The sequence below is a fragment of the Sphingomonas rustica genome (assembly GCF_039652585.1).
GTDB lineage: Bacteria > Pseudomonadota > Alphaproteobacteria > Sphingomonadales > Sphingomonadaceae > Sphingomonas > Sphingomonas rustica.
In genome coordinates, this window is the sequence record NZ_JBDIZK010000001.1 from 251,157 (window position 1) to 277,332 (window position 26,176).

The window sequence follows — 26,176 nt, forward strand, 5'->3', positions numbered from 1 at the left end:
CCCTTTTTTTTACTTCTAATCGGCGCCGAAGCGATCGATCCAGGGCGCGAGGATCGGCAGGACCGGGGCGAGTTCATCGGCATAGCGGCGCCATTGTCCGCCGCCATTGTACAGGCCCTTGCGCACCTGGGTTTCGCTTGCCGTCCGGACGCCGCGATTCTTTGCCGTCCGGTCGAACCGTGCGAAATCGTCGGTCCATTCCAGCCCGATGAAGTCGGCCAGCGCGCGCACTGTCGGTTCGAACTCGGTGACCAGCCGGTCGTATCGGACTTCGTGGAAGGCGACCGGCAACATCTCCATGCAGCGATCGATCAGCCGCTTCAGCGCATCATAATGAAGCGCGGCCTCTTCCAGATCGCTGAACGCCCAGGCGGCCGACCCCGGCGTGAAATTGATCCGGAAACAGCTCAGAACCACGTCGCGCGGATCGCGGCGCATGATCACGAACCGTGCCTGCGGGAAGATCCGCGCCAGGATCGGCAGCTTGACGCCGTTGAACGGGTTCATGTCGACCAGCGTCTTGCCGGCGACCGGGCCGCCCAGATCGGCAACCCGGGCCCAATAGGCCGATCGCAGCCGCTCCAGTTTGCCCGGCGACAGCGCGTCGAGGTCCGCCATCGTCCCGTCATTGCCCAGCAATGCCCGATCGGTATCGATCAACGTGTCGCGCTCCTCGAGCGCGACGACATCGGGGGCGCTCGCCAGGACATTCTCGATCAATGTGGTGCCCGACCGGGGATAGCCCAGCAGGAACACATGGATGGCCGCTTGCCCGTCGACCGGCGCGGCCGCCGGCAGCGCAGTGACCGGACCCGTCTCCTCGACCTGCTCGCGGATGCGGTCGATGAACGCTCGGTGGGCGGGACGGTCCGGCCCGGGCTCCAGCCGCGCGCGATAGGCGTCGCGAAAGCTGCGCTGCGCGTCGCGCCAGGTCGCGAACGCCTCGGTGGTGCGGTCCTGCCGGTCGAGCGCGTCGCCCAGCAGGGTCAGCGCCCGCGTCCGATCCTCAGGCGCCACCGATCCTGCCAGCAGCGGGCGCAGCAGCGCTTCCGCCGTCGCCCCGTCCTTCGCTTCATTGGCAAGGATCGCCAGCGCGCAGGTCGCCGCGGGCTCTTGTGGATCGATCGCCAGCGCACGATCCGCAAGATCGCGCGCGCCCTCTCCCTCCCCGCGCCGGGCGGCGGCGTCCGCCAGCTTGCCGAGCGCCGGTGCCAGCCGCGGATCGATCGTCAGCGCCTGTCGATAGCTGTCCGCGGCGTCGCTCTCGCGGCGCAGTGCGTCGAGCACATAACCGCGCTCCAGCCAGGCGGCGCTATGACGCGGTTCGGTCGCGACCACCTTGTCGAGGATCTCGATCGCAGCCTCGTAAAATCCCTGCTTGCGCAGGACCGCGCCGATCGACCCCAGGATCATCACATCGCCCGGCGACAGGACCAGCGCGCGCTGGAGCAGATCGTGCGCGGCGCCGAAATCTCCATCCTCCTCACGACGCCATGCGGCAAGATTCAGGATCAGCGGTTCCTCGATTCCGCGCTCAAGCGCGGCGAGCGCCGTTTCGGCCGCGCGCACGATCTCGCCGGTCGCGAGCGACTGCCCGATTTTCACCCTGAATTGCTGGACATCGCCGGCCGATGGCGGGCGCTTGATGACTCTGTTTGACATGTCTGAGACACCGTTTCTATCATCGTTGCGGGCTGTGCTGTATCAGCATTTGCGGAGGCTTTGTCGTGATTGCCATTAGCTTGATGTCGTTATCGCTGCTCTCGGTCCAGACCGCCGGGCAGACGTCCACGCCTGCACCGAAAGCGCCCGCCGTCGATCGGCAGGACGAGAAGGTCTGCAAACGGTTCGTGGAAACCGGATCGCTCGTAAAGGGCTACAAGACCTGCAAGACCCGGCGCGAGTGGGACCGCGAAACTGCCGAGGTACGATCCAACAGCGCTCCCGCGAATTCCTGCCGCAACAGCGGAAGCGGCGGTCCCTGCTGATTTCGACCGCGCGCCGCGTCAGCCGATCAGCGGCGCGGCGAGGCTGACCGGCACGCCGGCATTGGCGGCCACCGCGTCGCTCCACCGCGCCACCTTGTCGATCTCGTCGGCATGGAGCGTCGCGGCATCGCGGTGCTCGGCCGATCGATCGCCCGCGTCGAACCGGTCGCCCGACTTGGAATGCGTCTGGAAGGCCGGGCCGGCAGTGATTTCAGCGACAGCGTCCGGGTCGAGCGGACGGGCATAGAGTCGCGCCAGCGCGTCCAGGCTGTCCCCGGGACGCGCCATCAGCATCGCGCTGTCGATCGTCCGGATACGATCCGGTCCGAACTTCGCGACCAGCGCGGCAAACAGTTTCTGATGCGCCAGCCAGGTGACTGCCGCGACCTGAAGATCGGTCAAGCCGAGCAGGTCGCGCGGCGTGAAGCCCAGGTCGATCAGCCCGTCGTCGAGCATCCCGGTCAGCATCGTGCGGACCCACAGCCGCCCGTCGATCCCCTTTTTCGCGATCGAGCCTAGATAGGTACGCAGCGGCGCATGGAGCAGCAGCGCTCGCGCCTCCGGTCGCACCGTCAGCATCGCGCCGGCAATCGAGTTGGCGACGGTCGACGGCTTGACGATCACTGCCTCTCCGGGTGCGAACGGGCGGGCGAGCAGCGTCAACACATCGTCCAGCACGCGCGCCATGTCCGGCACCGCCCCGCCCCGGCGGCGCCAGCCGACCAGGTCGTTGAGGATCACCGGCTCCTTCAGCCCCATTGCCCATCCGGGCCGGTCGACCGCGCGCGCCAGCAGCGTCGAGCAGCAATAGGCCGAATGGAAGATGAAGTGGATCGGCGCCGGCATTGGTCGTGCTGCCATCGCATCGGCGCGGCGGACGATCAGCGGCGGCGCGCCTGCGGGCAGATAGTCGTCGGTCAGGAACGTGACGCGGCGATGCGTCTCGCGCGGCACCCGCACCAAGTGCACGGCATCGTGACCGGGGTCGTAGCGATGGGCCAGCCACGAGGGATCGGCGACCGCGGCGGGGATCGATGTCGGCAGTGCCATGATGGACCATTTCTGCGCGACCCCGCCTCCATTGTCTAGCGGCTGGGGGCCGGTTATGCCTCCCGTCGTGGACCAGGGGCAGATCGATCAGATGCTGCGTACCGCGATCGGCGAACGCCGCGCGGGACGCGCCGAACGGGCAGCGGAAATCTTCCGCGACGTGATTGCGCGTGCGGGCGACCATCCGCTGGCGCTCAATGCGCTCGGCCTTCATGCAATCGGACTTGGCAGGTTCGAGGAGGCCATATCGCTGCTGAACCGAGCGATCGCCGCCGATCCGGCCTCACCCGAATTGCGGATGAACCTGGCGCGGGCGATGCGCGAACAGGGGGATGCGGACGGAGAGCGGGCCGCGCTGGAAGGTGCGCTGTCGATCGACCAACGGCACTTCATGGCGCTGGTCAGGCTCGCCGAACTGCATGAGCGTACCGGGGATCTGGAGGGCGCCGCCGATCGCTGGAGCGGCGTGCTCGCGATGGCGCCGATGATCGAGGAGCGCAGCCCCGCGCTGGACATGATGCTCGAACATGCTCGCGACGTGGTGACGCGCCAGCGCAGCGGCTTCGCCGACACGGTGACGCGCGAACTTGCGGACGCGCGATCGGACTGCGCGCCTGGCGACCTGCGTCGTTTCGATGCCTGTATCGACCATGCGCTGGGGCGGCGGCAAATCTACGCAAATCAGTGCGCCGGGCTGCACTTCCCCTTCCTGCCCGCCGACGAGTTCTTCCCGCGCGAGCTGTTCCCCTGGTTTTCCGAGCTGGAGGCGAACACCGGCGTGATCCGCGCCGAGCTCGAGGCGGTGCTGGCGCAGGATGCCGCGGCGATCCGTCCCTATGTCGCGATGGCGCCGGGCACCCCGCAGAACAAATGGTCCGCGCTCGATCAGTCGCTCGACTGGGGCGCGATGCATTTGTGGAAGGACGGGAAGCGCGACGACGCCATCTGCGCCCGCGTGCCCCAGACCGCCGCGCTGATCGACACGCTGCCGCTGTCGGACCTGCCCGGCCGCACGCCGACCGTTTTCTTCTCGCTGCTGCGACCCGGTGCCCATCTTCCGGCGCACACTGGGGTTAGCAACGTCCGGACGATCATCCACCTGCCGCTGATCGTTCCGCCCGGCTGCAGCTTCCGCGTCGGCGGCGAGACGCGCGACTGGCGCGAGGGCGAGGCCTGGGCGTTCGACGACACGATCGAGCATGAGGCGTGGAACCGATCGGACCAGCTGCGCGCCATCCTGATCTTCGACGTCTGGAACCCCTATATTTCCGACGCCGAGCGCGCGCTGTTGAAGCGCTTCTATTCGATCGCCGGCAATTCGCAGGATGCGCCCCGCGGCGCGATCGACATCAGCGAATAAGCGCGCGTTCGACCAGCGGCGCGAGCGGATCGCGGCCCGGCGCCGCGCTCTCGATCCAGGCGCTTGCCGCATCGAGTTCGGGTCCGATCGCACGTTCCAGCTCGGCGCGGCGCGCCAGGCGGTCGGCATTGTCGAACGCGACCTGCGGATTCTTCGAATAGGTCGCGAACAAGGGTCCGGCGACGGTCCGCGCCAACTCGGCCGGCTCCAGCGGCAGGCCAAGCTGCGTCGCGGCAGCCGTCAGGACCGGCAGCGGATCGGTGAAGAACCGCTCGGCATCCAGCACCCGCGCATTCGGCAGTGCCGCCAACGCCTGGGCAAAGCGATCGATCTGCCCCAGCCACAAGGCGGCGGCGCGTTCGGCATCGCTCAGCGCCGACAGGTCGCCCAGATGCGGCGCCATCAACCCGGTGACATTGCGCAGCCAGTTGCGGTGATTGTCGCTGCGCAGGATCGCCAGCAGATAGTCGCGCAGCGGCAGATAGAGCAGGATCGCTGCTGCCTCCCCATCGATCGCGGTCAGCTGAGGCAGCAGGAAATTCACCGGGACGTTCGCCTTGACCAACGTCGGCGCATCGGCGCGGTAGCGCTTGCCGATCATCGCGGTGGTCAGCGCCAGCCTGAGCGGATCGGACTGGATCGCGGTCTGGCGCAGCGCCAGGGGCTCGCGCAGCACCAGGCTGCCCCCCGGATCGTCGAGCGCGCGGGCAAGCAGGGTCGATCCGCAATGCGCCATGTGAAAGATCCAGGCGGTCGCTGCCGGGGGAGGAATCGAGCCGGCGAGCGTCGCCACGGGAAGCGCCATCGTCCCGGTTGCCGCGGGCTGGATCCGCCCGTCGAGGAAGATCGATCGATGATAGGCCGCCCGGTGCATCGGCACGAACAGCGCCGCATCCCCCTCGTAAGAATGGAGATAATGGTCGGGCGAGGCGAACAGGTCGTCGATCGTCAGGGACATCGCGTCCGGCTATAGCGCGCGGCCATCGGGGCGGCTATCCCGGCGGGACCATGCCGACCATCCGCCTTCCCCAGCCGGGCCAGCCGCACGTCGTGATCGAGGCCGACGGCGAGGCCGCGCTTGCCGATCTCGATCGGACCGCGATCGTCGATCTGTACAAGACCCATGGCGCCCTGCTGTTTCGCGGCTTCGGCGCCGATGTGCCGCAATTTCGCGGCTTTGCGCGCAGCTTCTGTTCGACCGGGGTGGTGAACGAGAGCCCGGGTCGTCAACCGCTCGATCCCCAGGCGAATATCCACACCGTCGACGGCGGCACCGGCGCGTTCGCGCTGCATCCCGAATTGTCGCGCGAACCGTGGAAGCCCGATGTCGCCTTTTTCGGCTGCCTGTCGGCGCCCAGCCGCGGCGGCCAGACAATGATCTGCGACGGGGTCGCGCTGGTGCGCGAAATGCCGGAGGCGGTGCGCCGGGCGCTCGAACCGAGGCGTTTGCTCTACATCAAGCCGGTCTGGCCCGAGCTGCTTCGCTATTGGCTCGGCACGCCCAACCCCAGCGATGCGCAGCTCGGCGCGCCGCCGCCTGCCTGTCCGTACAGTTTCCACCGCCTGCCCGACGGGCGCATCGTTCGCGTGTTCACCCGGCCGGCGCTGCACAAGCCGATGTTCACCGATGCGCCCGCGTTCGGCAATTTCCTGTTGTTCGCACGGTTCAACAACGGCCGCCCCGACCATCCGGTGCTCGACGATGGCCATCCCGTGCCCGAGGCCTGGCTGCAGGCGATCAAGGCCACGGGCGACCGGCTGGCCGTGCCGGTCGGGTGGCAGCAGGGCGATGTGCTGATGCTCGACAATAGCCGCTTCATGCACGGGCGCACCGCGATCATCGATCCGGGCGAGCGGCTGATCGCGACCTTCTTCGGCTATCTCGACTTCGCCATTCCCGATCCCGAGGAACCGGCGAACGCGATCTGGCGACAGCGGGATTTCGAACCCCCGCTGCCGCCCGATCATCCGCGCGTCCTGGCGCAGGCCGCACGCTGAGCCCGAAGGCTCAGGCCACGGTCAGCGTCAGCGCGCCGTCGCCCTCATCGACATCGACCGTCGATCCGTCGCGCACGTCGCCGCGCAGGATCAGGTCCGCCAGCGGATCCTGCAGATAGCGCTGGACCGCGCGCTTCAGCGGGCGCGCGCCATAGACGGGATCATAGCCGACCCGGCCCAGCCAGGCGCGCGCGGCATCGGTCAGGTTGATCGTGATCTTGCGGTCCTTCAGCAGCTTGCCGACGCGCGCGACCTGGATGTCGACGATCGGCGCCATATGGTCCGCGGCCAGCCGGTGAAACAGGATGATCTCGTCCAGCCGGTTGAGGAATTCCGGGCGGAAATGCGCGCGGACGATCTCCATCACCTGCGGCTCGACATCGTCGACCGACTGCCCCTCGCTCAGGTTGGTCAGGAACTGGCTGCCCAGGTTCGAGGTCAGGATCACGATCGTGTTCGAGAAGTCGACCGTGCGGCCCTGGCCGTCGGTCAGCCGCCCGTCGTCCAGCACCTGCAACAGGATGTTGAACACGTCGCCATGCGCCTTCTCCACCTCGTCGAACAGGACGACCTGATAGGGACGCCGCCGCACCGCCTCGGTCAGCACGCCGCCTTCCTCATAACCGACATAGCCCGGAGGCGCGCCGATCAGCCGCGCGACCGCGTGCTTCTCCATGAACTCGCTCATGTCGATGCGCACCATCGCGTTGGGATCGTCGAACAGGAATTCGGCCAGCGCCTTGGTCAGCTCGGTCTTGCCCACGCCCGTCGGCCCCAGGAACAGGAAGCTGCCCAGCGGCCGGTTCGGATCCTGCAGCCCCGCGCGGCTGCGGCGCACCGCGGTCGACACGGCCTTCACCGCATCGGCCTGGCCGATAACCCGCTTGGCGAGCACCGATTCCATGTTCAGCAGCTTCTCGCGCTCGCCCTCCATCATCCGATCGACCGGGATGCCGGTCCAGCGGCTGACGACCCCGCCGATATCGTCGGCGGTGACTTCCTCGCGCAGCATCGCGCCCTTGGTCGTCGCCTGCGCCGCGTCGAGCTGCTTGGTCAGCGCGGGGATGGTGCCGTAGTTGAGTTCGGCCATCTTCGCCAGGTCGCCCTGACGCTGCGCCTGCTCCAGCTCGATCCGTGCCTGGTCCAGCTGTTCCTTCAGCTTGCTCTCGGCGTTGATCTTGTCCTTTTCCGCCTGCCAGCGGGTGGTCAGCTCGGTCGATTGCTGTTCCAGATTCGCCAGCTCGGCCTCGAGGTTGGTCAAACGGTCGCGCGATCCCGCATCGGTTTCCTTCTTCAGCGCCTCGCGCTCGATCTTGAGCTGGATGATCCGCCGGTCGAGCGTCTCGATCTCCTCGGGCTTGGACTCCACTTCCATGCGGATGCGCGACGCGGCCTCGTCCATCAGGTCGATCGCCTTGTCGGGCAGGAACCGGTCGGTGATGTAGCGATGCGACAATGTCGCGGCGGCGACGATCGCGCCGTCGGTGATCCGCACGCCGTGGTGCAGCTCGTACTTTTCCTTCAGCCCGCGCAGGATCGAGATCGTGTCCTCGACCGTCGGCTCGCCGACGAACACCGGCTGGAAGCGGCGCTGGAGCGCGGCGTCCTTTTCGACATATTTGCGATATTCGTCGAGCGTGGTCGCGCCGATACAGTGGAGCTCGCCGCGCGCCAGGGCGGGCTTCAGCAAATTGCCGGCGTCCATCGCGCCTTCGCTCTTGCCCGCGCCGATCAGCGTGTGCATCTCGTCGATGAACAGGACGATGTCGCCCTCGGCAGCCTTCACTTCGTCGAGCACGCCCTTCAGCCGTTCCTCGAACTCGCCGCGATATTTCGCGCCGGCGATCAGGCTGCCCATGTCGAGCGCCATCAGCGTGCGGTCCTTCAGGCCGTCGGGGACGTCGCCATTGACCATGCGCAGCGCGAGGCCTTCGGCGATCGCGGTCTTGCCGACGCCGGGTTCGCCGATCAGGACGGGGTTGTTTTTGGTGCGGCGGGCCAGGATCTGGATGGTGCGGCGGATTTCCTCGTCGCGGCCGATGACCGGATCGAGCTTGCCGGCGCGGGCGTCTGCGGTGAGGTCGCGGGCGAATTTCTTGAGCGCGTCGTAGCGATCTTCGGCACCCGCAGTGTCGGCGGTGCGGCCGCCGCGCAGCTGGGTGATCGCGGCGTTGAGCGCCCCTGCCTTCACGCCGGCGGCGGCCAGCGCCTTGCCGGCGGCGGTGGTGGTCGCGAGGACGAGGGCGAGGAGCATGCGCTCGACGGTGACATAGCTGTCGCCGGCCTTCTGGGCGATCTGCTCGGCCTGGTCGAGGACGCGGACCAGATCGTTGTCGAGGCCGGGGGTCTGCTGGGCGCCGCCGCCGGTGACAGCGGGGACCCTGGCGAGGGCGGCGTCGGTTTCGGCGAGGGCGCGCTTGGCGTCGCCGCCGGCGGCGGCGATCAGGCCGCTGGCCATGCCCTGTTCGTCCTCGAGCAGGGCCTTCAGGAGGTGCTCGGTGCTGATGCGCTGGTGGCTGTTGCGGATCGACACGGTTTGCGCGGACTGGAGAAAGCCCTTGGCGCGGTCGGTGAATTTCTCGAGGTTCATCTTGGTCCCTGTTCAGTTCGCACTGCGAGAGATAGTGTTGCAATTATGCAACACAAGATCCGTCCGTCGAACAATGTAGGGAAGCCCGGCCGTCGCGACCAGCGTAGGAAAAATCCTATTGCCTTTTGAATGGTCCGTTTAGTTGACCAATGCCTCGAGCCGGCCGCGGACGCTGTCCGGGATCGCAACCGACTTGCGCGTGGCCAGGTCGACATGGACCGAGACGATCTCGATCGTCGCGTGGAGCTCGCCGGTTTCGGCGTGGAGCAGCTCGACCGTGTGGGTCAGGCTGGAATTGCCGACCCTGTCGATCCGCGCGCGGCCCTCGACCGTGTCGCCGAAGCGGAAGGGCTGGCGATAGTTGAGCGTGGCGCGGACGATGTTGAACTCGGCATCGAGCCAGTCGGCGCCGATCTCCTCAAGCCCGGTCCAGCGCCAGAAATCGCCGAGGACGACATCGGCATATTCGAGATAGCGCGAGTTGAAGACGATCTTCTGGCCGTCGATCTCGGAATAGCGGACGCGGAAGCGGGTGGAGAAGTCGGTGCTGGGCATGGGCGAGCGCTTAGCCGCCCGCGCATGGATTCGCCAGTTCGGGACGCGCACCCGGCGGCGCGCGTCCCGGACCGATCCACCAGGCGGTCAGCCCGCCTTGATGCCGGGCGTGTTGACGCCCATCGACTGGAGATATTTGCGGACGTTGCGCGCGGCCTGGCGCAGGCGCTGTTCGTTCTCGACCATGGCGATGCGCACATAGCCCTCGCCATTTTCGCCATAGCCGACGCCGGGCGCGACCGCGACCTTGGCATGGCTGAGCAGCTGCTTGGAAAATTCGAGGCTGCCGAGATGGGCGAGCGCGGGCGGGAGTGGCGCCCAGGCGAACATCGAGGCGCGCGGCGAGGGAATGTCCCAGCCGGCGCGGCCGAAGCTTTCGACCAGCACGTCGCGGCGCTTGTGATAGAGCTCGCGGTTCTTCTCGACGATGTCCTGCGGCCCGTTCAGCGCGGCGCAGGCTGCCGCCTGGATCGGGGTGAATGCGCCATAGTCGAGATAGGATTTCACCCGCGACATCGCCGCGATCAGGTGGCGGTTGCCGACCGCGAAGCCCATGCGCCAGCCGGCCATCGAATAGGTCTTCGACAGCGAGGTGAATTCGATCGCGACGTCCTTGGCGCCCTTGACCTGGAGGATCGAGGGGGTCGGCTTTCCGTCATAATAGAGTTCGGAATAGGCGAGGTCGGAGAGGATCCACACCTTGTTCTCGCGCGCCCAGGCGACCAGCCGTTCGTAGAAGGCGAGGTCGACCGTCTCGGCGGTGGGGTTGGACGGATAGTTGACCACCAGCACCGACGGGCGCGGCACGGTGAAGCTCATCGCCCGTTCGAGGCTTTCGAAATAGGCGTCGTCCGGCGTGGTCGGCACCGCGCGGATCGTCGCGCCGGCGATGATGAAGCCGAAGGTGTGGATCGGATAGCTGGGGTTGGGCGCCAGCACGACGTCGCCGGGCGCGGTGATCGCGGTGGCGAGGCTGGCCAGCCCCTCCTTCGACCCCATCGTCACGACGACCTCGGTCTCGGGATCGAGATCGACGCCGAAGCGGCGGCCATAATAATTGGCCTGGGCGCGGCGCAGCCCGGGAATGCCCTTGGACTGGGAATAGCCGTGGGCGTCGGGCTTCTGCGCGACCTCGCACAGCTTGTCGATGACATGCTGGGGCGGCGGCAGGTCGGGATTGCCCATGCCGAGGTCGATGATGTCCTCGCCCGCCGCTCGCGCCGCTGCCCGCATGCCGTTGACTTCGGCGATGACATAGGGGGGCAGACGCTTCATGCGGTAGAACTCTTCGGACATTTCCTCGATCTTTCGGGTTGGGATAGCGGCACGACCGTGTGCCGTGCCGCGGTTTCTACGCCATTCGCGTGCCAACGGGAATGACGAGTTGCCGGGGGTGCGCTAAACCGCCCCTTGAGGAGGATCGCCGATGCCCGAAACCGTCGACACGCCCACATTGGAAGAATTGCAGCACTGGACCTGGGTGCTCGGCCGGGCGCAGCAGATGATGATGGAGCAGGGATTCGACCTGTTGAAGGACGGGGCGGCCGCCGCCGCGCCGATGTCGGCGATGGCCGGGATGCCGGGCATGGCCAGCATGCCGGAGATGCCCGCCATGCCGGGGATGCAGGTCCCCGGCATGGTCGATCCGACCCGGGCGATGCAGGCGACCGCGGCGTTCTGGGCCGATTCGATGACGCTGTGGCAGCGCTTCCTGGACCCCGATCATGCCCCGCCGTTCGAGGAGACCCCCGAACAGGCACGCGACAAGCGTTTCAAGGCGAAGGCGTGGCGCGAGGAGCCGGTGTGGGACTTCCTGCGCCAGAGCTATTTCATGATCGCCGATCACCTGTTGAAGGGGGTCGACGCGATCGAGGGCGTGGACGCCAGGCAGAAGGAGCAGATCCGCTTCGCCACGCGCGGCTTCATCGACGCGGTGAGCCCGACCAATTTCCCCGCGACCAATCCCGAAGTGCTGGAAAAGGTGGTCGAGACCAAGGGCGAGAGCCTGCTGAAGGGCCTGCAGCACATGATGGCCGACCTGGCCAAGGGGCAGATGACGCAGGTCGCGCCCGACGCGTTCGAGGTGGGCCGCAACCTGGCGACCACCCCCGGCAAGGTGGTGAAGCGCACCCCGCTGTACGAGCTGATCCAGTATGCGCCGGTGACCGAGAGCGTGTACCGCACGCCGATCGTCATCTTTCCGCCGTGGATCAACCGCTTCTACATCCTCGACCTGACGCCCGAGAAGAGCTTCATCCGATGGGCGGTGGAACAGGGTCTGACGGTGTTCGTGGTGTCGTGGAAATCGGCCGACGCGACGATGAAGGACGTGGTGTGGGACGATTATGTCGAGCGCGGCCAGATCGACGCGATCGACACGGTGCGCGAATTGCTGGACGTGCCGTCGGTCCATGCCATCGGCTATTGCGTGGCGGGCACCACGCTGGCGGCGACGCTGGCGGTGCTGGCGGCGCGGGACGAGGCGGCCAAGGTGGCGAGCGCGACCTTCTTCACCGCGCAGGTCGATTTCTCGGAAGCCGGCGACCTGAACCTGTTCGTCGACGAGGAGCAGCTGAAGCTGATCCGGTCGCTGGGCGGCGAGGGATTCCTGGACGGGCGGTACATGGCGGCGACGTTCAACCTGCTGCGCGGGCGCGACCTGATCTGGAACTATGTCACCAACAATTACCTGATGGGCCAGGACTATGCGCCGTTCGACCTGCTTCACTGGAATTCGGACGTCACCAACCTGCCCGCCAAATGGCATCTGAGCTATCTGAGCGACCTGTACCGCGACAACCGGCTGGTCGAGCCGGGATCGATCGCGATTGGCGACACGCCGATCGACCTGACCCGGGTGCACACCCCGGTCTATGTCCAGGCGGGACGGGAGGACCATATCGCGCCGGCGGCCAGCGTGTGGAAGATCACCCATCATTTCCAGGGGCCGCTGCGCTTCGTGCTGGCGGGATCGGGGCATATCGCCGGGGTGGTGAACCCGCCTTCGGCACAGAAATATCAATATTGGACCAATGACGGGAACGCAGCGACGCTGGCCGAGTTCGTTGCAGGAGCGAAGGAAACCAGGGGCAGCTGGTGGCCGGACTGGGCCGCATGGGTGGTTGCAGCCGATGGCGAGCAGGTTCCGGCAGAGGGCGCACGGCGTCCTGGAGCCGGCGCGCTGCAGGCGCTAGAAGATGCGCCCGGGAGCTATGTCCGGACACGTTAAGTCGTTGATCCGGAAACAGTTCGTTACATGCTGCACTGCACAATGACCCCCTTGCATTCCATCGCGATTCCTCATATATGCTGCATTGCAGCAACAACCCTGTCGAGGTGAGCGAATGGCAAGCAAAGGTCCCAAGAATTTCGCCGGCAAGCCGCCGGCGATCGTCAAGGCCGCCGCGCGTCCCAAGGTCGCAGCGAAGGCCAAGGTTGCTGAGGTCGCGTCCGGAGAGACCGCGCCGATCCCGCCCGTGGCCACGGCCCCGGTGACGATCGAGCCGGCCGCGGTCGCGCAGGCAGCGTCGCAGGAAGTCAAAGTTGCGGCAGAGGCGCCCGCGGCCGTGGTGGAAACCGCAGCCGAGGCGATCGAAGCCGTCGTCGAGCAAGTGCAGCCGGAAGCGCCGGCAGTCGAACCCGTCATCGAGGCCGTCGAGTCCGTCATTCCGGCCGCAGTCAAGGAAAGCAGCATCATGGAAACCTTCGAGAACGCCACCGCCAAGACCCAGAATTTCTTCAGCGACGTCAACGAGCGCGGCAAGGTCGCCGTCGAGAAGTCGACGAAGATGATCGAGGAAGCCAACGAGTTCGCCAAGGGCAATGTCGAGGCGATCGTCGAGTCGGGCAAGATCGCAGCCAAGGGCTTCGAGACGCTGGGCCAGGACGCAGCCGATTATGGCCGCCGTTCGTTCGAGAGCGCGACCGCCGCGCTGAAGAGCATGGCATCGGCCAAGTCGCCGACCGAGTTCTTCAAGCTGCAGAGCGACTTCATCCGCACCTCGTTCGACTCCTATGTCGCCGAAGCGTCGAAGAACACCGAAGCCATGCTGAAGCTGGCCGGCGAAGCCGCCCAGCCGCTGTCCAACCGCGTCGCGGTTGCAGCCGAGAAGGCCAAGATCGCCGCGTAAGCGGGCCGATCGCCGAGATTGAGGGGCGTCCGCCAAGGCGGGCGCCCCTTTTTCATTTGGCGGCGGCGCCGGGTAGCGGTGGCGGCCCCGCCGATCGGCCGACCCGGCCCTGCCCGCCTGCCCTGCCCATCCCAGCCTGCCCGCGAGGGCCGCCTGCCCCGGGCCGCATTGGCGCGGTCATCCCGCCGGGGTTGCCGGGTTTTCGGCCGTACCGGCGGCGATTTCCGGGCCGTGGCGGACGCTGCGGCCTTGCCTCAGTCAGGAGCGCGACATATTTTCAGCCCTGTGACACGCCCATTCCAGATCCGCATGGCCGAAGATGACGGCGACGACGACGGCAACGGCCGCGACCCGTCGATCGGCCTCGCCACGCGCACCCGCACGCGGACCAAGAAACCGACGCCCTACCGCGTCCTGATGCTGAACGACGATTATACCCCGATGGAATTCGTGGTGCTGGTGCTCCAGCGCTATTTCCGGATGACGATCGAGGAAGCGACGCAGGTGATGCTCCACGTCCACCAGCGCGGCGTGGGCGTGTGCGGCGTGTTCAGCTACGAAGTCGCCGAGACCAAGGTGTCGCAGGTGATGGACTTCGCCCGCGAGAACCAGCACCCGCTGCAGTGCACGCTGGAGAAGGCTTAACCGACCCCCAACCCGACGAGGCGATATGCGACAGGCACTACGGATGATGTGTGGCCTGTCGCTGATGACGGTTGTTGCGACGGGAGGCGAGGCGGCGGCCCAGTCCGATGACAGCGATGAGCCTGGCACGATCATCCCCACCGCGACCGACCCCGACTTCGGTGACGCCACCCCGGCGCTGAGAAAACTGATCGCCGCCGCCAGGCAAAGGGCGATCGGCCCGCAGCATTTCTGCATCATCGGCTATATCGGCGATGGCGGTGACAAGATCGCGTTGGTGCATTGGCGCGAGCGGCGGCGGCTGATCTTCTGGCTCGGCGGATCGGATCCCGAATATCGCAGCGACTCCATCGTGAACTCCCGCCGTCAGCTCGATCTCGACAAGGACGTGGTGCCGACCGATGCCGATGTTGGCAGCAGCACCTATCTGATTTCGCGGACCTGGCTCGACCGGAAGCTGCGGGACTGCGCGGCCAAGGGCGCGCGGTATGTGGTGAGCGGCCCTAGGTGACGATCGGCGTATCTCTACGATCACGTGCGACCTTGGGTTGAGTGGAATCGAACAGCCCCACATGCAGCGGCTTGAACGTGAGCAACGCACAAATGTGGTGTGACCGCTTTCAGCGGCCGGCTCGCGAAAGCGGACATGATGAGCTCGACCGGTCGCGAAACTGTTGCCTATAAGATTTTTCGGCGTGCCGGCCGCCAGTTCCGCGGATTTCTTAGGCTTGCGCGGAGGTTCACGATGGCACCCGATCTGATACACGGACGCGATGTCCGCTGAACTCATCAACCGGGGAAAGGCACTTATCTTCCGGATTACCCACCGCGCCAATATCCCTTGGCTCGTAGCGAACGGCATCCATTGCGCTACATCTCCGATGCAGGACCCGGCGTTCCGGCCTATCGGCAATCCTGAATTGATTGGAAAACGCCGACACCGTGCGCTTCCGACCGCTTATGGAGGCGTCCTAAGCGACTATGTACCTTTCTATTTCACGCCGTACTCACCGATGATGTATAACATTCATACCGGCTATGGGGGGATCGAGAAGCAACGCAATGAGGATATCGTGATTCTGGTCTCGTCGATCTCTCGCTTGGGCGAGTTCGGCCTCCCGTTTGTATTCTCTGATCGTCATGCCTATCTCCAGGCGGCTCAGTTCAGCGCCAATCCCGACGATTTGGGTTGGATCGACTGGGGAATGCTTGCGACGCGCAACTTCAAGCGCGATCCTAACGACCCATCGAAGTTCGAGCGCTACGAGGCGGAGGCACTCGTCCGCACGCATGTACCCGTCGAAGCATTGATCGGAATCGGCTGCTACAGCGATACGGTCACCGCATCCGTCGCAGCCGAGTTGACGGCGGGCGGAACAGAAGTGAAGGCACGCACCCGTCCCGGATGGTATTTCCCATGATTCGTTACACCACAGGCAATCTGCTCGACGCGCCCGCTGATGCGCTGGTCAATACCGTGAACACTGTGGGAGTGATGGGTAAGGGCATCGCATTGATGTTCAAGGAGAAGTATCCGGAGAATGCTAAGCTCTACGAGCGCGCCTGCGCGGACGACGCGCTGGAGCCCGGCTCGATCTTCGTCACCCAGAATAGCGACATGTTTGGTCCGCGCTGGATCGTTAACTTCTCGACCAAGAAGCATTGGCGCCACCCATCACGGATCGAATGGATCCGCTCGGGGCTCTCGGAGCTGCACCGGTTCATCACCACCAACCATATACGCTCGATCGCGATTCCGCCGCTCGGCGCGGGCAATGGCGGGCTCGAATGGGATCAGGTTAGGCCCGAGATCGAGCGCGCTTTTATCGATCTGTCGGATGTCGAGATCATCGTCTTCGAGCCAACGTCCAAATATCAGAATGTCGCCAAGCGCGCCGGGGTGGGGAAGCTCACCCCCGCGCGCGCATTGGTCGCGGAGATTGTGCGCCGCTATTGGGTGCTCGGCATCGAATGCACGCTTCTCGAGGTTCAGAAGCTCGCATGGTTCCTCGGATCCGCGACCAAGCGGCTTGCCGAGAAAGACCCGCTCGACCTGCAGTTCGCCGCCAATCGCTACGGCCCCTACGCCGATGACCTGCGCCATCTTCTAAACTCGCTCGATGGCAGCTATCTGGCCTGCGACAAGCGCATCAACGATGCAGGCCCTTTCGACGTCATCCGTTTCAATGACGAGAAGAAGGACAAGCTGCACGCCTACTTCACCACGGAAGAAGCGAAGCCCTATCGGGCAGCACTCGAGGCCACGGCGCAACTGATCGACGGGTTCGAGTCACCGCTCGGCATGGAATTGCTGTCGACGATCGACTGGTTGATCTCGGTCGAGGGTGTCGAGGCGACACTGCCGGCAATCCGCCAAGGCATCAAGGCCTGGCCGGGCGGCCCGGATGCCGCGCGCCGTAAGGAAGCGATCTTCGACGACCGGCTAATCGACCTGGCGCTCAAGCGTCTGGCGAACGGCGGCAGCCCGACCGCGCATTGAGCCGCCTACGGCCGACCGAGACCATTGCCGATCCGTCGCGTTCCCGCACGCCTCGGCTGGTGCGGGACAATCTCCCCTGCCCGCCTCAGCCCAGGCTGCGGTTTGGCATCGAACAGGAGACTGCCGCTAGGAAGCCGGAGCCTGGGCTTCTGGAAGATCTGACGCGATGCGATCACCGAACCGGCCATCCAGCGTCAGCGCGTAGTCGCCCGACCGGAACCGCAATTGCCCCGTCATGTCCGCGAGCAGCGGCGGCTGATCTTCTGGCGTGGCGGGTCGGATCCCGACTATCGCATCGACTCCATCGTCGATTCCAACCGCCAGCTCGATCTCAACAAGGACGTCGTGCCGACCGATGCCGATATCGGCAGCAGCACCTATCTGATTTCGCGGACCTGGCTGGACCGGAAGCTGCGGGACTGCGCGGCGAAGGGCACGAGATATGTGGTGAGCGGGCGTAGGGTAACGGTCGGCGTATCTCCACTATCACGTGCGACCTTGGGTTGAGCGGGATCGAACAGCCTCAAATGCCGCGGCTTGGACCTGAGCAACGCACAAAAGTGGCGTGACAGCTACTGGGCCGGTTGCGGTCTGCCCGCCTTCAGGCATCGCGACCGCAATAGCTGCCGTCCAAGCGAAGGTTGCGGAACGGCAGGAAGCGCCCCTCTTGCGGACATGACGTGACAATGCGATGTACACGCGATGGAACGACGAAGGACAGCCGGGACGCGCTACCGCTTGATTCTCGGGATCGAAACCATAGCGTTGTCAATCGCAGCTTTTGTTTCATCCTACACCTTCGGGGACGTTCTCGGCATCCTATTTCACTATGATGCTACGACATGGATCATCGTCGCGATGGTCGCTTGGTCTGCTGCAGCTTGGGCTACGCGACGAATCCGCGTCGGTCAGACCACAGGGCTCTATTTGGAAACCTACCCCATTGTCGGGTGGGTTCTACTGCGGGTTGCACTTCTTTTTAGTTGCGGCATTTTGCTGGCTGGATGGCTGACCGCACTTGCAACCGGCTCAACTATCACATTGCTGTTCATTCGAGCGGCGGCACTTCTAATGGTCGTGAGTTTCGTCGTTAGTGTCACAGGCGGCGCGGCCATCAACTCGTGGCTAGCGGCCAAAGGAGGACGGCGGGACATCGCTCTGTAACCGCTTTCCACCCAATCTCGGCCATTCCCAATCAGAGTGTCGGTCGCCGGAAGCGGACTGGCCGGTTTCGCCCTTATCTCAGGCATGGCGCGCCGACTGGCGCCCAGGAACTGGTAAGGAAGCGCTGTCCGCTCACGGGCTGGCAGCGCGCATAACCCTGTCCGGGCAGGAGCGTGTCGGCGGCGAGCAGCAGCGCCAGCGGCAGCAGCAAGAGCAGCGGCGAAAGCACCAGAACCGCGCGGAGCAGACGTGACTGTGCCCGGGAGGGACTGCGCAACAGTATGGCTACCAATAGCGCGAGCTGCACCGCGCCGATTGCCGCCGCGCCGGCGCCGGTGCGCACCTCGACGGTTCGGCCTGCGGCAAGATTCCGGGCAAAAGAGAGGGCGCTGTCCCAGGCGATCCAGCACAGCACCAGCGCAAGCGCCGCCATACCCAGGCCCAGGATCAGCGATGCGCGTCGATCAGTGTCCGACATATGGCTCAAAAGCGCGGAAGAAAGCGCCAAGTCAACTTGTCGAGCTGACGTCGGGTCGCGTCGTGGGCATAGTCGACTGCGAGGTCGATGATCGGACTTGCGAGCGCCGTGGCCATGTTAAGGCTCACCTTGATCAGAGGCTCCTTTCCAAAACTGGTTAAAGCGCTTGCAAAAATGAGATTGAGGCGCGAAACGTCGCTTTGGGTTCTCGGGGGGATATTTTGACCGACAATTCTCAACAGCTGCTCAGCGACGTTCTGAGCCAACGCCGTCAAGAAATTGCACCATCTATGTCAGAGCAGGATTATTTCGAAGTATTTTGTGCGGAACAGATACTGAAAGAGTACGACCTATCGTACGAAGAGGTTAATACTGGAGTTGTGGACGGTGAACACGATGGTGGCCTCGACTCTATATATTCCTTCGTAAACGGCGAGACGGTAGTAGAGGACTTTGATGTAACTTCATTTAAAAGAGATATCCGCATTGATCTTCATCTAATACAGTCAAAGACTTCTGGCGGTTTTAGTGAAAATCCCATCAATAAGCTTATCTCGGTAACTCGGAAACTTCTTAACCTAACCGCAAAATACGACGACCTTCCCCAGTATAATGAAGCCGTAAAGGGCGCCCTCGATAATTTTCGAAGAGCGTATCGCGGGCTGGCCGCCAAATTCCCTTCGCTGCATATCCATTATCACTATGCATCGAAAAAAGCCGACGCGACCGTGCACAACAACCTTATCAAGAAGACCGAAGAGCTTAAAGAAGTTGCAAATGAATTATTTCCTGACGCTGAAGTAAGCTTTGAGTTTCTCGGTGCACGCAGGTTGTTAGAGCTTGCCCGTCGTCGACCTAAGACAACTTACGAACTACGAGTTAGCAAAAGCTTTAATGCCGCTAACAGCCTTGTCGTACTTAGCCCCCTACAGGAATACGCCTCTTTCCTGAAACATTCCGACGGCCGAGTGAGAGCCGATCTGTTTGAGTCAAATGTTAGAGATTTCCAAGGGAATACTGAAGTTAATGCCGAAATTATTAACACTTTGAATAAAGAAAAGGTCGTAGATTTCTGGTGGATGAACAATGGTGTTACCATAATCGCAACGAAAGCGAGCCTTAATGGCGACACGGTAACTGTAGAGAATCCACAGATCGTTAACGGCCTACAAACATCGACGCAGATCGCACAGCACTTTAATCAGCAACCAGGCGACCATCGAAGCGTTATGGTGAAGATAATATCATCTGATGATGAAGAGACGCGCGATAAGATCATAAAAGCCACTAACAGTCAAAATTATGTCCAACCGGCTACTTTGCGTGCTACTGACAAAATTCAAAGGGACATTGAAGAAGCGTTGAAACCGTTCGGGCTATTCTACGATAGGCGGAAGAACTTTTATAAGAACGAAGGAAAACCAGCTGATCGTATTCTAAGTATATCATTGATGGCGCAATCGGTGATGACGATCCTACTAGCGCGTCCAGATGCGGCAAGGGCGCGTCCCTCTACGCTTATTAAAGATGACAGCGATTACCGTCAAGTGTTCTCCCAAGCAATGCCGATTGCCCTTTACTCAAACGCAGCGTTAATGATCGGAAAGGTAGATAGAGTGCTTCGCGCACGAACCGACTTGAAAGCACGAGATCGTACCAATCTGCGTTTCTACGTTCTTCTCTGGGTTGCCAGCGTGGCCGCTGGCAGATCGGTCTTGACGCCTGCCAACATTGCGGGAATTGACATTAAAGGTATCACTGACAGTGACATTGAAACTGCGATCGACCACGTTCTAAAACTTTATGAGAAGCTGGGAGGAACTGATCAGGCTGCGAAAGGCTCCGAGTTGCGTTTAAACACGATCGCAGCATTGGTTACAAAACTGAAACATCCATCGGCTCCAGAATAGAGCGTACATATCCAGCTTAGTAAGTATATGTCCTCGCCTCATCTGCGAGCCAGACGACTGGATGCACAGGCGGGGCAGCGGGGGCGCCGTCTAGCGATCGTTGCATTCGGCACGTTTGAGATATTGTTGGGAGAAGGCAGAGCTGACCTCGATCAGCGCGCTCCCGAGCAGTTGGCCTAATCGTGGCAGAGAGGACACCTCTAGCGGAGACTCACAATCTGAGCGACAATCCGTTGCAAACCGGCGACGAGGCGTTTATGCGGATCCACTGGAAATGGGCTGTTCTAGCGGTATGCCTGCTGGTCGGGCCGCGGTTGGCGCCCGCGCCGGTGATCGATGTCGCCGAGAAGCAGCCCGCCGCAGTGGAGGCACCGCGCCTCACCGCCTCCCAGCTACGGTGTGGATCTGCGATTTTCAGCAACCAGCGGTGGCAAAAGGCCGATGTGGTCTCCGGCGCGCAAATCCCCGATATCGCCACGCTCGCGAAGCTGAGCGAGCGCCCCGTCATAGTCCATCAAGCCAAATTTGCGGGCTGGCGTCTTGCGGGCGCGGATTTGTCCAATGTGTGTTTCGAACACGTCGATCTGTCGCGTACCGATTGGCGCGACGTGACTGCGCAAGGCGTGAGGGTCTTTCGCAGCAATGTAACCGATGCGGTGATGACGGATGCCAATCTGCGACACGCCCTATTCTCCGATTCCCAACTGGACGGCGCCGATGTCTCCGGAGCAGATCTGACCGGGGCGCGGGTCGAGGGGGGAAGCTTCGACGGGCTCAATCTGCGCAGGGCACGCATGCGAGCGTTCCAGTTTTACTGCAGCTTGGTCAGTGGCAATCACAAATGCGAGGGGGTGGAGACGCGCGGCCTGGACGCGCGTGACACCGATCTGACGCATGCACGATTGGATGTCTTCAACACGGAGAACTGGAACTTCGAGGGAGCGAAGCTCGATCGCACCGTCGTTCAGGTGCAGCAGCTGAAGCAACTCGCCGCTGCCAAGGCGAGAGGGACGGTCATCCTCGAAAGCGGCGAATACAATAACGACGTGCGGGTCCGTCTGAGTCCGGCGGAATGGCGACAATTGATGTCGAACTGGGTCAGCGGCCCTGACTTTGACTGTGCGCACGCGCGGTCGGCCGTGGAACATATGATCTGCGGGTCGGATCATTTGGCGGCGACCGATCGGGAACTCGCGCGGCTCTATCGCCATGCGCGCGCGACCAACACGACCAACATCCGCGCCCAACGGCGCTGGCTTGCCGAGCGGGAGACTTGCGGCGCTAAACCCGAAGCGAAGTTTGAGCGGGAGTTGTGCATCAGCAGGGCTTACCAGGGACGCCTCGCTGAACTGAGGGAGGTTATGCCGGTCCTCTCAAAAATGAAACCGGGGGAGGAACGCCTGTTCATCACACCCGAACTGGTGCCCCAACCGACATTCGCGCGAACCGCACTTTATTCGCGGATCTTCCCGGTCCTGATCGCGACAGCCGATTCAAGACTGGTTGTTCGCGGGGTCGGGTCCGCCCGCGTCCGTGCCAGCGGCGAGGCATATGTCGACAACGGCCATTTTTGCTCCCTGGGTCCGATACTGCTCGATTTCAATCCGGCGAGCGGCAGCTTCGGTGTCCAGCGGGGTGATGACGATCCGTTGGCGGTACGGGGAGATGTCGTGAAGTTTGCGGGCGAGGAAGCGTTGGTCGGTCCACCCGACGGGTATAACGATTCGCTTGGTGAGGCGTGCAGTGCGCGGGGCCGCTTCTTCAGGATGGTGCAAATCACGATTCCCGTGTCGCAGCGCCGGGCCGTCAGGAAGATGGCGGGCTTCTGACCGCGGAAGCGCCAGACCAGCGCATGACGAAGGAGCGGCGCGCGACGGATCGCGTCGCTATTTGCCCAGCTTCAGGTCGGTGAACAGGAACTCGCCGCCCGAGCAGATGACCGATACGTTGACCTTGCCGGAGGCCTTGAGATCCAACGGCACGCTGTGGTCGCCCAGTTTCGCGACGCCTCCACCGGCACCCAGCGTGAGCTCGATCGGATAGGCCTTGCCCTTCTGGAACTCGAAAACGTCGCCCAGGATCTTCGGTTCTTCGGCCTTGTCGCCCCGGGTGATTTCCAGCGTGCCCATGATCACCGTCTGCTTCCCCGCGTTCAGGGCGGTAATGCCCAACCGGGCGCGCCAGCTGCCGTCTTCGGGTTCGAACTCGAGCATGCCGAGGGTGACATATTTCTTTACGGCGAAGATTTCGCGCAGGGAGATATTGGCACTTGCGGCATAGTCGGGGCCGTCCTGCACCGCCTTGAGCACCGAATAATGCTCGGCTTGCGTGTCGCAGTCATATTCGAGGGCCTGGGCCCGTGCGCCGGGGCTCATCAGCGTGATCGTCAGCGCGGTGGCGAATATGAGCTTGCGGTACATGTGATGGTCTCCCCCGTTTCGGCTGCAGCATATCGTGACGCGCAGTCGAGACAAGCGTGCGCCAAGTCGAAGCCGCCCCTGATCCTCGACGTCCAAAGTCGAACGCGCTTATTGCCGATCGGATCGTGCCGACTTCTTTCTCGATCCGACTGTCAGGGATGGGTGAACATCGCGCGCTCACCGCTTTGGAAATATCAGTCGGTCGGGAAGCGAACTTCCGCATCCCCCGCCCGCCACGGCGTAAGGCGGACCATCGCCTCCTCGAACAGGCGCGATCCTGTCAGGCCGTCGAGCCATTCGCGGGTCCGGGGGAGCGGCTGGGCATCGAACCAGGGGCGGTCGATCGCCGCGAACTGGCGGACGAAGGGCAGGATCGCGGCGTCGGCGAGACTCATGGTCGGGCCGCACAGCCAGGGGGCGGCGGTCAGGCGCCGTTCGAGCGGGCGGAGCAGAGCGAGGCACGCGGCGCGGTGGGGCGCGGGGTCGCCGTCGTGGCGATCGGGATATTTGGCGCGGTCGAGATGGTGCTTGAACGGGCCGTCATTGGCCTCGATCAGCGCGTCGCCATCGGGTCCGAGCCAGTTGCACGGATCGTGACGGGCAAGCGCCCAGCGCATGATATCGAGGCTCTGATCGATGACCGCGCCGTCGGGCAGGACCAGCACGGGGACGGTCGCCTTGGGCGAGGCGGCGAGCATCTCGGCGGGCTTTGCGGAGAGCTTGACCTCGCGGATCGTACAAACCGTGCCGCTGGCCAGCAGCGCAAGGCGCGCGCGGATGGCGTAGGGGCAGCGGCGGAACGAGTAGAGGATGGGGAGACCGGGCATCGGGGCGGGTTTAGGGCGGGGCGGGGTTGCGCGCCACTGGTGTGAATTGGGCCTGCGCAACGACGTCGTTGGTTGATCACAACCAGTTCAAGAGAAACGCTGACCATAACACTGCTTGCAAAGCACGAGGTCGTCCCAAGGTTACAAACTGGCGGGGCGTACAAAATTGTTACGCATTCGTACCGAAGAACAAACGATTTATCAGCGAACGCGAAATCCTTGCGGCCCGCCGTGCAAATCATCGTCCAGTTTTACTATTTCGTGTTTCACTCGATAATGGCTTCAAATCAGTTAGCTCCCTGAATACCTTACCCTTACCGTTACTCCTGTCCGATCGAAGACTCGTGGAGGACCAGTAATGGGCGTTACACCGAAGAAAATCCGCCTCGCTGACGGAGAGATCACACTTCCCGTCCTGCCGGGGCCGGTGGGCCGACCTGGACCTGGCTACCCCGGGATTAACCGTCCCGAGGCAACTGCACTCGTCGATGCGCAACTTGCGTTGATCGCCGAGCTGCGCAACGCACCATTGGGCCGGGGCGGCGTCACGCCGGAACAACTTCGCATGGCGGTAGAAGTTTCGGGCTACCGTACAAATCGAGCCGGGGCGATCACCGGGTTTCAGCGAACGGCAAATGTCGGCACCAGAGAAGAGCGGGTCGGCGGTGTGATCTTACCCAGCGGCAGCACGTGGGAGGCGCTTTATATTCACGGGCGGCTTGCCGCCAAACTCGACACACTGCGCGACCAGCGGCGCAACCCGCAGGATTACGTGTACACGGGCTTGTTCGATCATCAGTTGTTTCTCAACGAATCGGCTTCTCGCCTGCGGGCCAACCCAGCAACCGCCGCCAGATATTCCCCGATCTCAAGGGGCAATTTCGACCGGATGCTGACATATATGGAACAAGATCCGCGCCTGATTGATGTTCGCTGGATGGCGTACATGTTCGCCACCGCCTATTGGGAGACCGCACGAGCCGTCACAGTCAGACATCGGCCTGACGGACGGCCTATAAGAGAGTTCCTCACACTAGCCCCCGTAGATGAGACCGGCGCAGGCAGGGGATATCGGTACGGCCGCCCAGTGAAGGTTGAAAGACTGGGTGATACGAAGGCCAGAATCACCGAATGGGATGGCGAGCAGTTCGAGGTCAACGAAAGCGGATACACCGTCCCGCAGGGCCAAAGAGGCGGAGCAGACTACAGCAAGCCGGCCCACCCTGGTTACACGTCAGCAGCCGGGCGAGAGATCGTCTACCACGGTCGTGGTTACGTTCAGCTCACATGGTGGTATAATTATGCCATGGCCTCAATTGCAATAAATAGAGGTCTTGCCCTGCTGTGGAATCCAGAACTCGCCAAGAATCCAGACATCGCTTATTTCGTTATGGTGGACGGGATGATGACCGGTCGTCACTACGCGAATCGCAAAATGCTGCAAATGTATATCGCCGGAGCGACAACCAATTACGCTGGAGCTCGCGAAATTGTGAATGCGCGTGACCCGCAATCTGCGATTGTCACCGCTGCCGAGGCTTTCGAGGCAGCGTTGCTGGCAGCACGGCAATGATCAGGCTTACAGCATTATGTCTGGTTGCCGCCACGCTCCTAGTTGACGCATCAGTAGGCGGGAACGACCGTTTGCAAGCCCCTCGACAAAATGACCCGCGAGCTTCCACCAAAGCAGACACAGGCGTTACACGCGACGTGGATTACGGCAGCTACGTGGTTACGAGGGTGCTGATTGATCCGGCGCTGGATAACATGCAGCAGCAATTCTTCGAGGATGATCCGCGCTTCGTTGGGCGACTTTTTATCCTGCAGGCAAATCTGCTGTCTGATGACACCGGCCCGCCCTGTAAAATGGTGCGGCGGCGCTGGTCGCGGCAGACATTGGCCACCGTACTCAAAGCACATAGCCAAAGGCGCAACCAGGCGGCAGCACGACCCCCTGTACCGCGGGACTACGGCCTTCCGCCGATGCCGGCCGGGCGGATTGCGATCGTCGCGTATGAGTGTGACGATCCGAGGGACCCGCGTACCGGCGCGATCCCTGGCAACGCCTGGGCCGGTTCCGTGGGTTGGGCTTTGGGGGGTGGGCGCCGCGCTATTTTGTGGGCAGATGAAGTCATCCTTATCCTCGAACCCAGGGGTTCGGCGCCCCCAAGGCCAAGCTTCCCCTGCAACAAGGCGCACAGCGTCACAGAACGAACGATCTGCGCTGATCCATCGTTGGCAAACTGGGATCGTAGCGTGGCCATGGCTTATGCATTGAATCTGAACGGCGGCCCCGAACGGTTAGATTGGACTCCGACGGATGATCCGGACGCACTCAAGGCGTTTCATCGTCGCTGGCTGGCAGAACGGGACCGGTGCGGCGCCGATCGGGAATGCCTGCTCAGCAAGATGTACGGGCAGGTCGATGTGCTGATGCGGCGGCAATATTGACCGATGTCGGGGACGCTTCGCGCCCGAGGTCGAGGACGGAGATCAGTGCGAGCGACAAGCCGGGTCGTCGTCGCATGGTTCCGAAGCCCTGATCGACCCCATAGTCGTGA

24 protein-coding genes are annotated in these 26,176 nt (G+C 63.3%); 15 read left to right on the forward strand and 9 right to left on the reverse strand.

Translation table 11 applies throughout. From position 1 onward, the window contains the following. Positions 1–15: 15 nt before the first annotated feature. The gene (locus TPR58_RS01170; RefSeq protein ID WP_346244764.1) at positions 16–1,605 is read right to left on the reverse strand and encodes a tetratricopeptide repeat-containing sulfotransferase family protein; all 1,590 of its coding nucleotides are present in this window, start codon (positions 1,603–1,605) and stop codon (positions 16–18) included. Between the two features lie 122 nt (positions 1,606–1,727). Here TPR58_RS01170 and TPR58_RS01175 point away from each other — a divergent pair, with 122 nt between their 5' ends. After that, positions 1,728–1,988 (forward strand): hypothetical protein, encoded by a 261-nt coding sequence (locus TPR58_RS01175; RefSeq protein WP_346244765.1) that lies wholly within the window; start codon positions 1,728–1,730, stop codon positions 1,986–1,988. A gap of 18 nt (positions 1,989–2,006) precedes the next feature. Here the strand turns inward: TPR58_RS01175 and TPR58_RS01180 are convergent, their stop codons facing one another. Continuing rightward, positions 2,007–3,038, reverse strand: coding sequence for a hypothetical protein (locus TPR58_RS01180; protein WP_346244766.1), 1,032 nt, complete (start codon positions 3,036–3,038; stop codon positions 2,007–2,009). A 55-nt stretch (positions 3,039–3,093) separates the two neighbouring features. Between TPR58_RS01180 and TPR58_RS01185 the strand changes: the two genes are divergently transcribed. Then, positions 3,094–4,398: an aspartyl/asparaginyl beta-hydroxylase domain-containing protein gene (locus TPR58_RS01185; protein WP_346244767.1), complete on the forward strand. Its 1,305-nt coding sequence runs from the start codon at positions 3,094–3,096 to the stop codon at positions 4,396–4,398. Here the strand turns inward: TPR58_RS01185 and TPR58_RS01190 are convergent. Then, positions 4,388–5,356 carry a hypothetical protein gene (locus TPR58_RS01190; protein ID WP_346244768.1) on the reverse strand — a complete coding sequence of 323 codons (969 nt, stop codon included), beginning with the start codon at positions 5,354–5,356 and terminating at the stop codon, positions 4,388–4,390. The genes TPR58_RS01185 and TPR58_RS01190 overlap by 11 nt on opposite strands. A gap of 50 nt (positions 5,357–5,406) precedes the next feature. On the opposite strand from TPR58_RS01190, the gene TPR58_RS01195 reads away from it, so the two are divergent. Beyond that, on the forward strand, positions 5,407–6,396 hold the full coding sequence (locus TPR58_RS01195; RefSeq protein ID WP_346244769.1) for a TauD/TfdA family dioxygenase: 990 nt from the start codon (positions 5,407–5,409) through the stop codon (positions 6,394–6,396). Between the two features lie 10 nt (positions 6,397–6,406). On the opposite strand, the gene clpB is transcribed toward TPR58_RS01195, so the two are convergent. The 3 genes from clpB to TPR58_RS01210 form a co-directional block, all read right to left on the reverse strand. After that, positions 6,407–8,986, reverse strand: coding sequence for an ATP-dependent chaperone ClpB (gene clpB / locus TPR58_RS01200; protein ID WP_346244770.1), 2,580 nt, complete (start codon positions 8,984–8,986; stop codon positions 6,407–6,409). A gap of 138 nt (positions 8,987–9,124) precedes the next feature. Then, on the reverse strand, positions 9,125–9,541 hold the full coding sequence (locus TPR58_RS01205) for an acyl-CoA thioesterase (protein ID WP_346244771.1): 417 nt from the start codon (positions 9,539–9,541) through the stop codon (positions 9,125–9,127). Positions 9,542–9,628: 87 nt separating this feature from the next. Then, a complete protein-coding gene (locus TPR58_RS01210; RefSeq protein ID WP_346244772.1) occupies positions 9,629–10,837 on the reverse strand; it encodes an LL-diaminopimelate aminotransferase in 1,209 nt (402 codons plus the stop codon). A gap of 130 nt (positions 10,838–10,967) precedes the next feature. Between TPR58_RS01210 and TPR58_RS01215 the strand changes: the two genes are divergently transcribed. The 8 genes from TPR58_RS01215 to TPR58_RS01250 all read left to right on the forward strand — a co-directional run bounded on the left by TPR58_RS01215 (position 10,968) and on the right by TPR58_RS01250 (position 17,980). Beyond that, positions 10,968–12,770, forward strand: coding sequence for a PHA/PHB synthase family protein (locus tag TPR58_RS01215; RefSeq protein WP_346244773.1), 1,803 nt, complete (start codon positions 10,968–10,970; stop codon positions 12,768–12,770). A 115-nt stretch (positions 12,771–12,885) separates the two neighbouring features. Continuing rightward, on the forward strand, positions 12,886–13,671 hold the full coding sequence (locus tag TPR58_RS01220; RefSeq protein ID WP_346244774.1) for a phasin family protein: 786 nt from the start codon (positions 12,886–12,888) through the stop codon (positions 13,669–13,671). 309 nt (positions 13,672–13,980) lie between these two features. Further along, entirely contained in the window at positions 13,981–14,316 is a 336-nt protein-coding gene (clpS, locus tag TPR58_RS01225; protein WP_346244775.1) for an ATP-dependent Clp protease adapter ClpS, read from the forward strand. Positions 14,317–14,341: 25 nt separating this feature from the next. Continuing rightward, the gene (locus TPR58_RS01230) at positions 14,342–14,827 is read left to right on the forward strand and encodes a hypothetical protein (protein ID WP_346244776.1); all 486 of its coding nucleotides are present in this window, start codon (positions 14,342–14,344) and stop codon (positions 14,825–14,827) included. A 262-nt stretch (positions 14,828–15,089) separates the two neighbouring features. Further along, a complete protein-coding gene (gene darT / locus TPR58_RS01235; RefSeq protein ID WP_346244777.1) occupies positions 15,090–15,737 on the forward strand; it encodes a type II toxin-antitoxin system toxin DNA ADP-ribosyl transferase DarT in 648 nt (215 codons plus the stop codon). Beyond that, the gene (gene darG / locus TPR58_RS01240; protein WP_346244778.1) at positions 15,734–16,816 is read left to right on the forward strand and encodes a type II toxin-antitoxin system antitoxin DNA ADP-ribosyl glycohydrolase DarG; all 1,083 of its coding nucleotides are present in this window, start codon (positions 15,734–15,736) and stop codon (positions 16,814–16,816) included. The genes darT and darG overlap by 4 nt, the downstream gene beginning before the upstream one ends. A gap of 225 nt (positions 16,817–17,041) precedes the next feature. Further along, positions 17,042–17,323 (forward strand): hypothetical protein, encoded by a 282-nt coding sequence (locus TPR58_RS01245; protein ID WP_346244779.1) that lies wholly within the window; start codon positions 17,042–17,044, stop codon positions 17,321–17,323. A gap of 231 nt (positions 17,324–17,554) precedes the next feature. After that, positions 17,555–17,980: a hypothetical protein gene (locus TPR58_RS01250; protein ID WP_346244780.1), complete on the forward strand. Its 426-nt coding sequence runs from the start codon at positions 17,555–17,557 to the stop codon at positions 17,978–17,980. Positions 17,981–18,053: 73 nt separating this feature from the next. On the opposite strand, the gene TPR58_RS01255 is transcribed toward TPR58_RS01250, so the two are convergent. Next, positions 18,054–18,488, reverse strand: coding sequence for a hypothetical protein (locus tag TPR58_RS01255; protein ID WP_346244781.1), 435 nt, complete (start codon positions 18,486–18,488; stop codon positions 18,054–18,056). Between the two features lie 191 nt (positions 18,489–18,679). On the opposite strand from TPR58_RS01255, the gene TPR58_RS01260 reads away from it, so the two are divergent. Then, positions 18,680–20,368 (forward strand): AIPR family protein, encoded by a 1,689-nt coding sequence (locus TPR58_RS01260; RefSeq protein WP_346244782.1) that lies wholly within the window; start codon positions 18,680–18,682, stop codon positions 20,366–20,368. A 233-nt stretch (positions 20,369–20,601) separates the two neighbouring features. Next, positions 20,602–22,197, forward strand: a complete 1,596-nt coding sequence (locus TPR58_RS01265) for a pentapeptide repeat-containing protein (RefSeq protein ID WP_346244783.1) — start codon at positions 20,602–20,604, stop codon at positions 22,195–22,197. 57 nt (positions 22,198–22,254) lie between these two features. Here the strand turns inward: TPR58_RS01265 and TPR58_RS01270 are convergent, their stop codons facing one another. Next, complete coding sequence (locus TPR58_RS01270) at positions 22,255–22,788, reverse strand: hypothetical protein (RefSeq protein ID WP_346244784.1); 534 nt, start codon at positions 22,786–22,788, stop codon at positions 22,255–22,257. Positions 22,789–22,982: 194 nt separating this feature from the next. Further along, a complete protein-coding gene (locus TPR58_RS01275; RefSeq protein ID WP_346244785.1) occupies positions 22,983–23,615 on the reverse strand; it encodes a glutathione S-transferase in 633 nt (210 codons plus the stop codon). 358 nt (positions 23,616–23,973) lie between these two features. On the opposite strand from TPR58_RS01275, the gene TPR58_RS01280 reads away from it, so the two are divergent. Both TPR58_RS01280 and TPR58_RS01285 read left to right on the forward strand, forming a co-directional pair. Then, on the forward strand, positions 23,974–25,188 hold the full coding sequence (locus TPR58_RS01280) for a lysozyme family protein (protein WP_346244786.1): 1,215 nt from the start codon (positions 23,974–23,976) through the stop codon (positions 25,186–25,188). Between the two features lie 137 nt (positions 25,189–25,325). After that, on the forward strand, positions 25,326–26,066 hold the full coding sequence (locus TPR58_RS01285) for a lysozyme inhibitor LprI family protein (protein ID WP_346244787.1): 741 nt from the start codon (positions 25,326–25,328) through the stop codon (positions 26,064–26,066). Positions 26,067–26,176: the final 110 nt, after the last annotated feature.

Coding starts and splice junctions, on each gene's coding strand:
- TPR58_RS01180 (WP_346244766.1), bottom strand. CDS start 3,038: ATGGCACTGCCGACATCGATCCCCGCCGCGGTCGCCGATCCCTCGTGG.
- TPR58_RS01185 (WP_346244767.1), top strand. CDS start 3,094: ATGCCTCCCGTCGTGGACCAGGGGCAGATCGATCAGATGCTGCGTACC.
- TPR58_RS01190 (WP_346244768.1), bottom strand. CDS start 5,356: ATGTCCCTGACGATCGACGACCTGTTCGCCTCGCCCGACCATTATCTC.
- TPR58_RS01195 (WP_346244769.1), top strand. CDS start 5,407: ATGCCGACCATCCGCCTTCCCCAGCCGGGCCAGCCGCACGTCGTGATC.
- clpB (WP_346244770.1), bottom strand. CDS start 8,986: ATGAACCTCGAGAAATTCACCGACCGCGCCAAGGGCTTTCTCCAGTCC.
- TPR58_RS01205 (WP_346244771.1), bottom strand. CDS start 9,541: ATGCCCAGCACCGACTTCTCCACCCGCTTCCGCGTCCGCTATTCCGAG.
- TPR58_RS01210 (WP_346244772.1), bottom strand. CDS start 10,837: ATGTCCGAAGAGTTCTACCGCATGAAGCGTCTGCCCCCCTATGTCATC.
- TPR58_RS01215 (WP_346244773.1), top strand. CDS start 10,968: ATGCCCGAAACCGTCGACACGCCCACATTGGAAGAATTGCAGCACTGG.
- TPR58_RS01220 (WP_346244774.1), top strand. CDS start 12,886: ATGGCAAGCAAAGGTCCCAAGAATTTCGCCGGCAAGCCGCCGGCGATC.
- clpS (WP_346244775.1), top strand. CDS start 13,981: ATGGCCGAAGATGACGGCGACGACGACGGCAACGGCCGCGACCCGTCG.
- TPR58_RS01230 (WP_346244776.1), top strand. CDS start 14,342: ATGCGACAGGCACTACGGATGATGTGTGGCCTGTCGCTGATGACGGTT.
- darT (WP_346244777.1), top strand. CDS start 15,090: ATGTCCGCTGAACTCATCAACCGGGGAAAGGCACTTATCTTCCGGATT.
- darG (WP_346244778.1), top strand. CDS start 15,734: ATGATTCGTTACACCACAGGCAATCTGCTCGACGCGCCCGCTGATGCG.
- TPR58_RS01270 (WP_346244784.1), bottom strand. CDS start 22,788: ATGTACCGCAAGCTCATATTCGCCACCGCGCTGACGATCACGCTGATG.
- TPR58_RS01275 (WP_346244785.1), bottom strand. CDS start 23,615: ATGCCCGGTCTCCCCATCCTCTACTCGTTCCGCCGCTGCCCCTACGCC.
- TPR58_RS01280 (WP_346244786.1), top strand. CDS start 23,974: ATGGGCGTTACACCGAAGAAAATCCGCCTCGCTGACGGAGAGATCACA.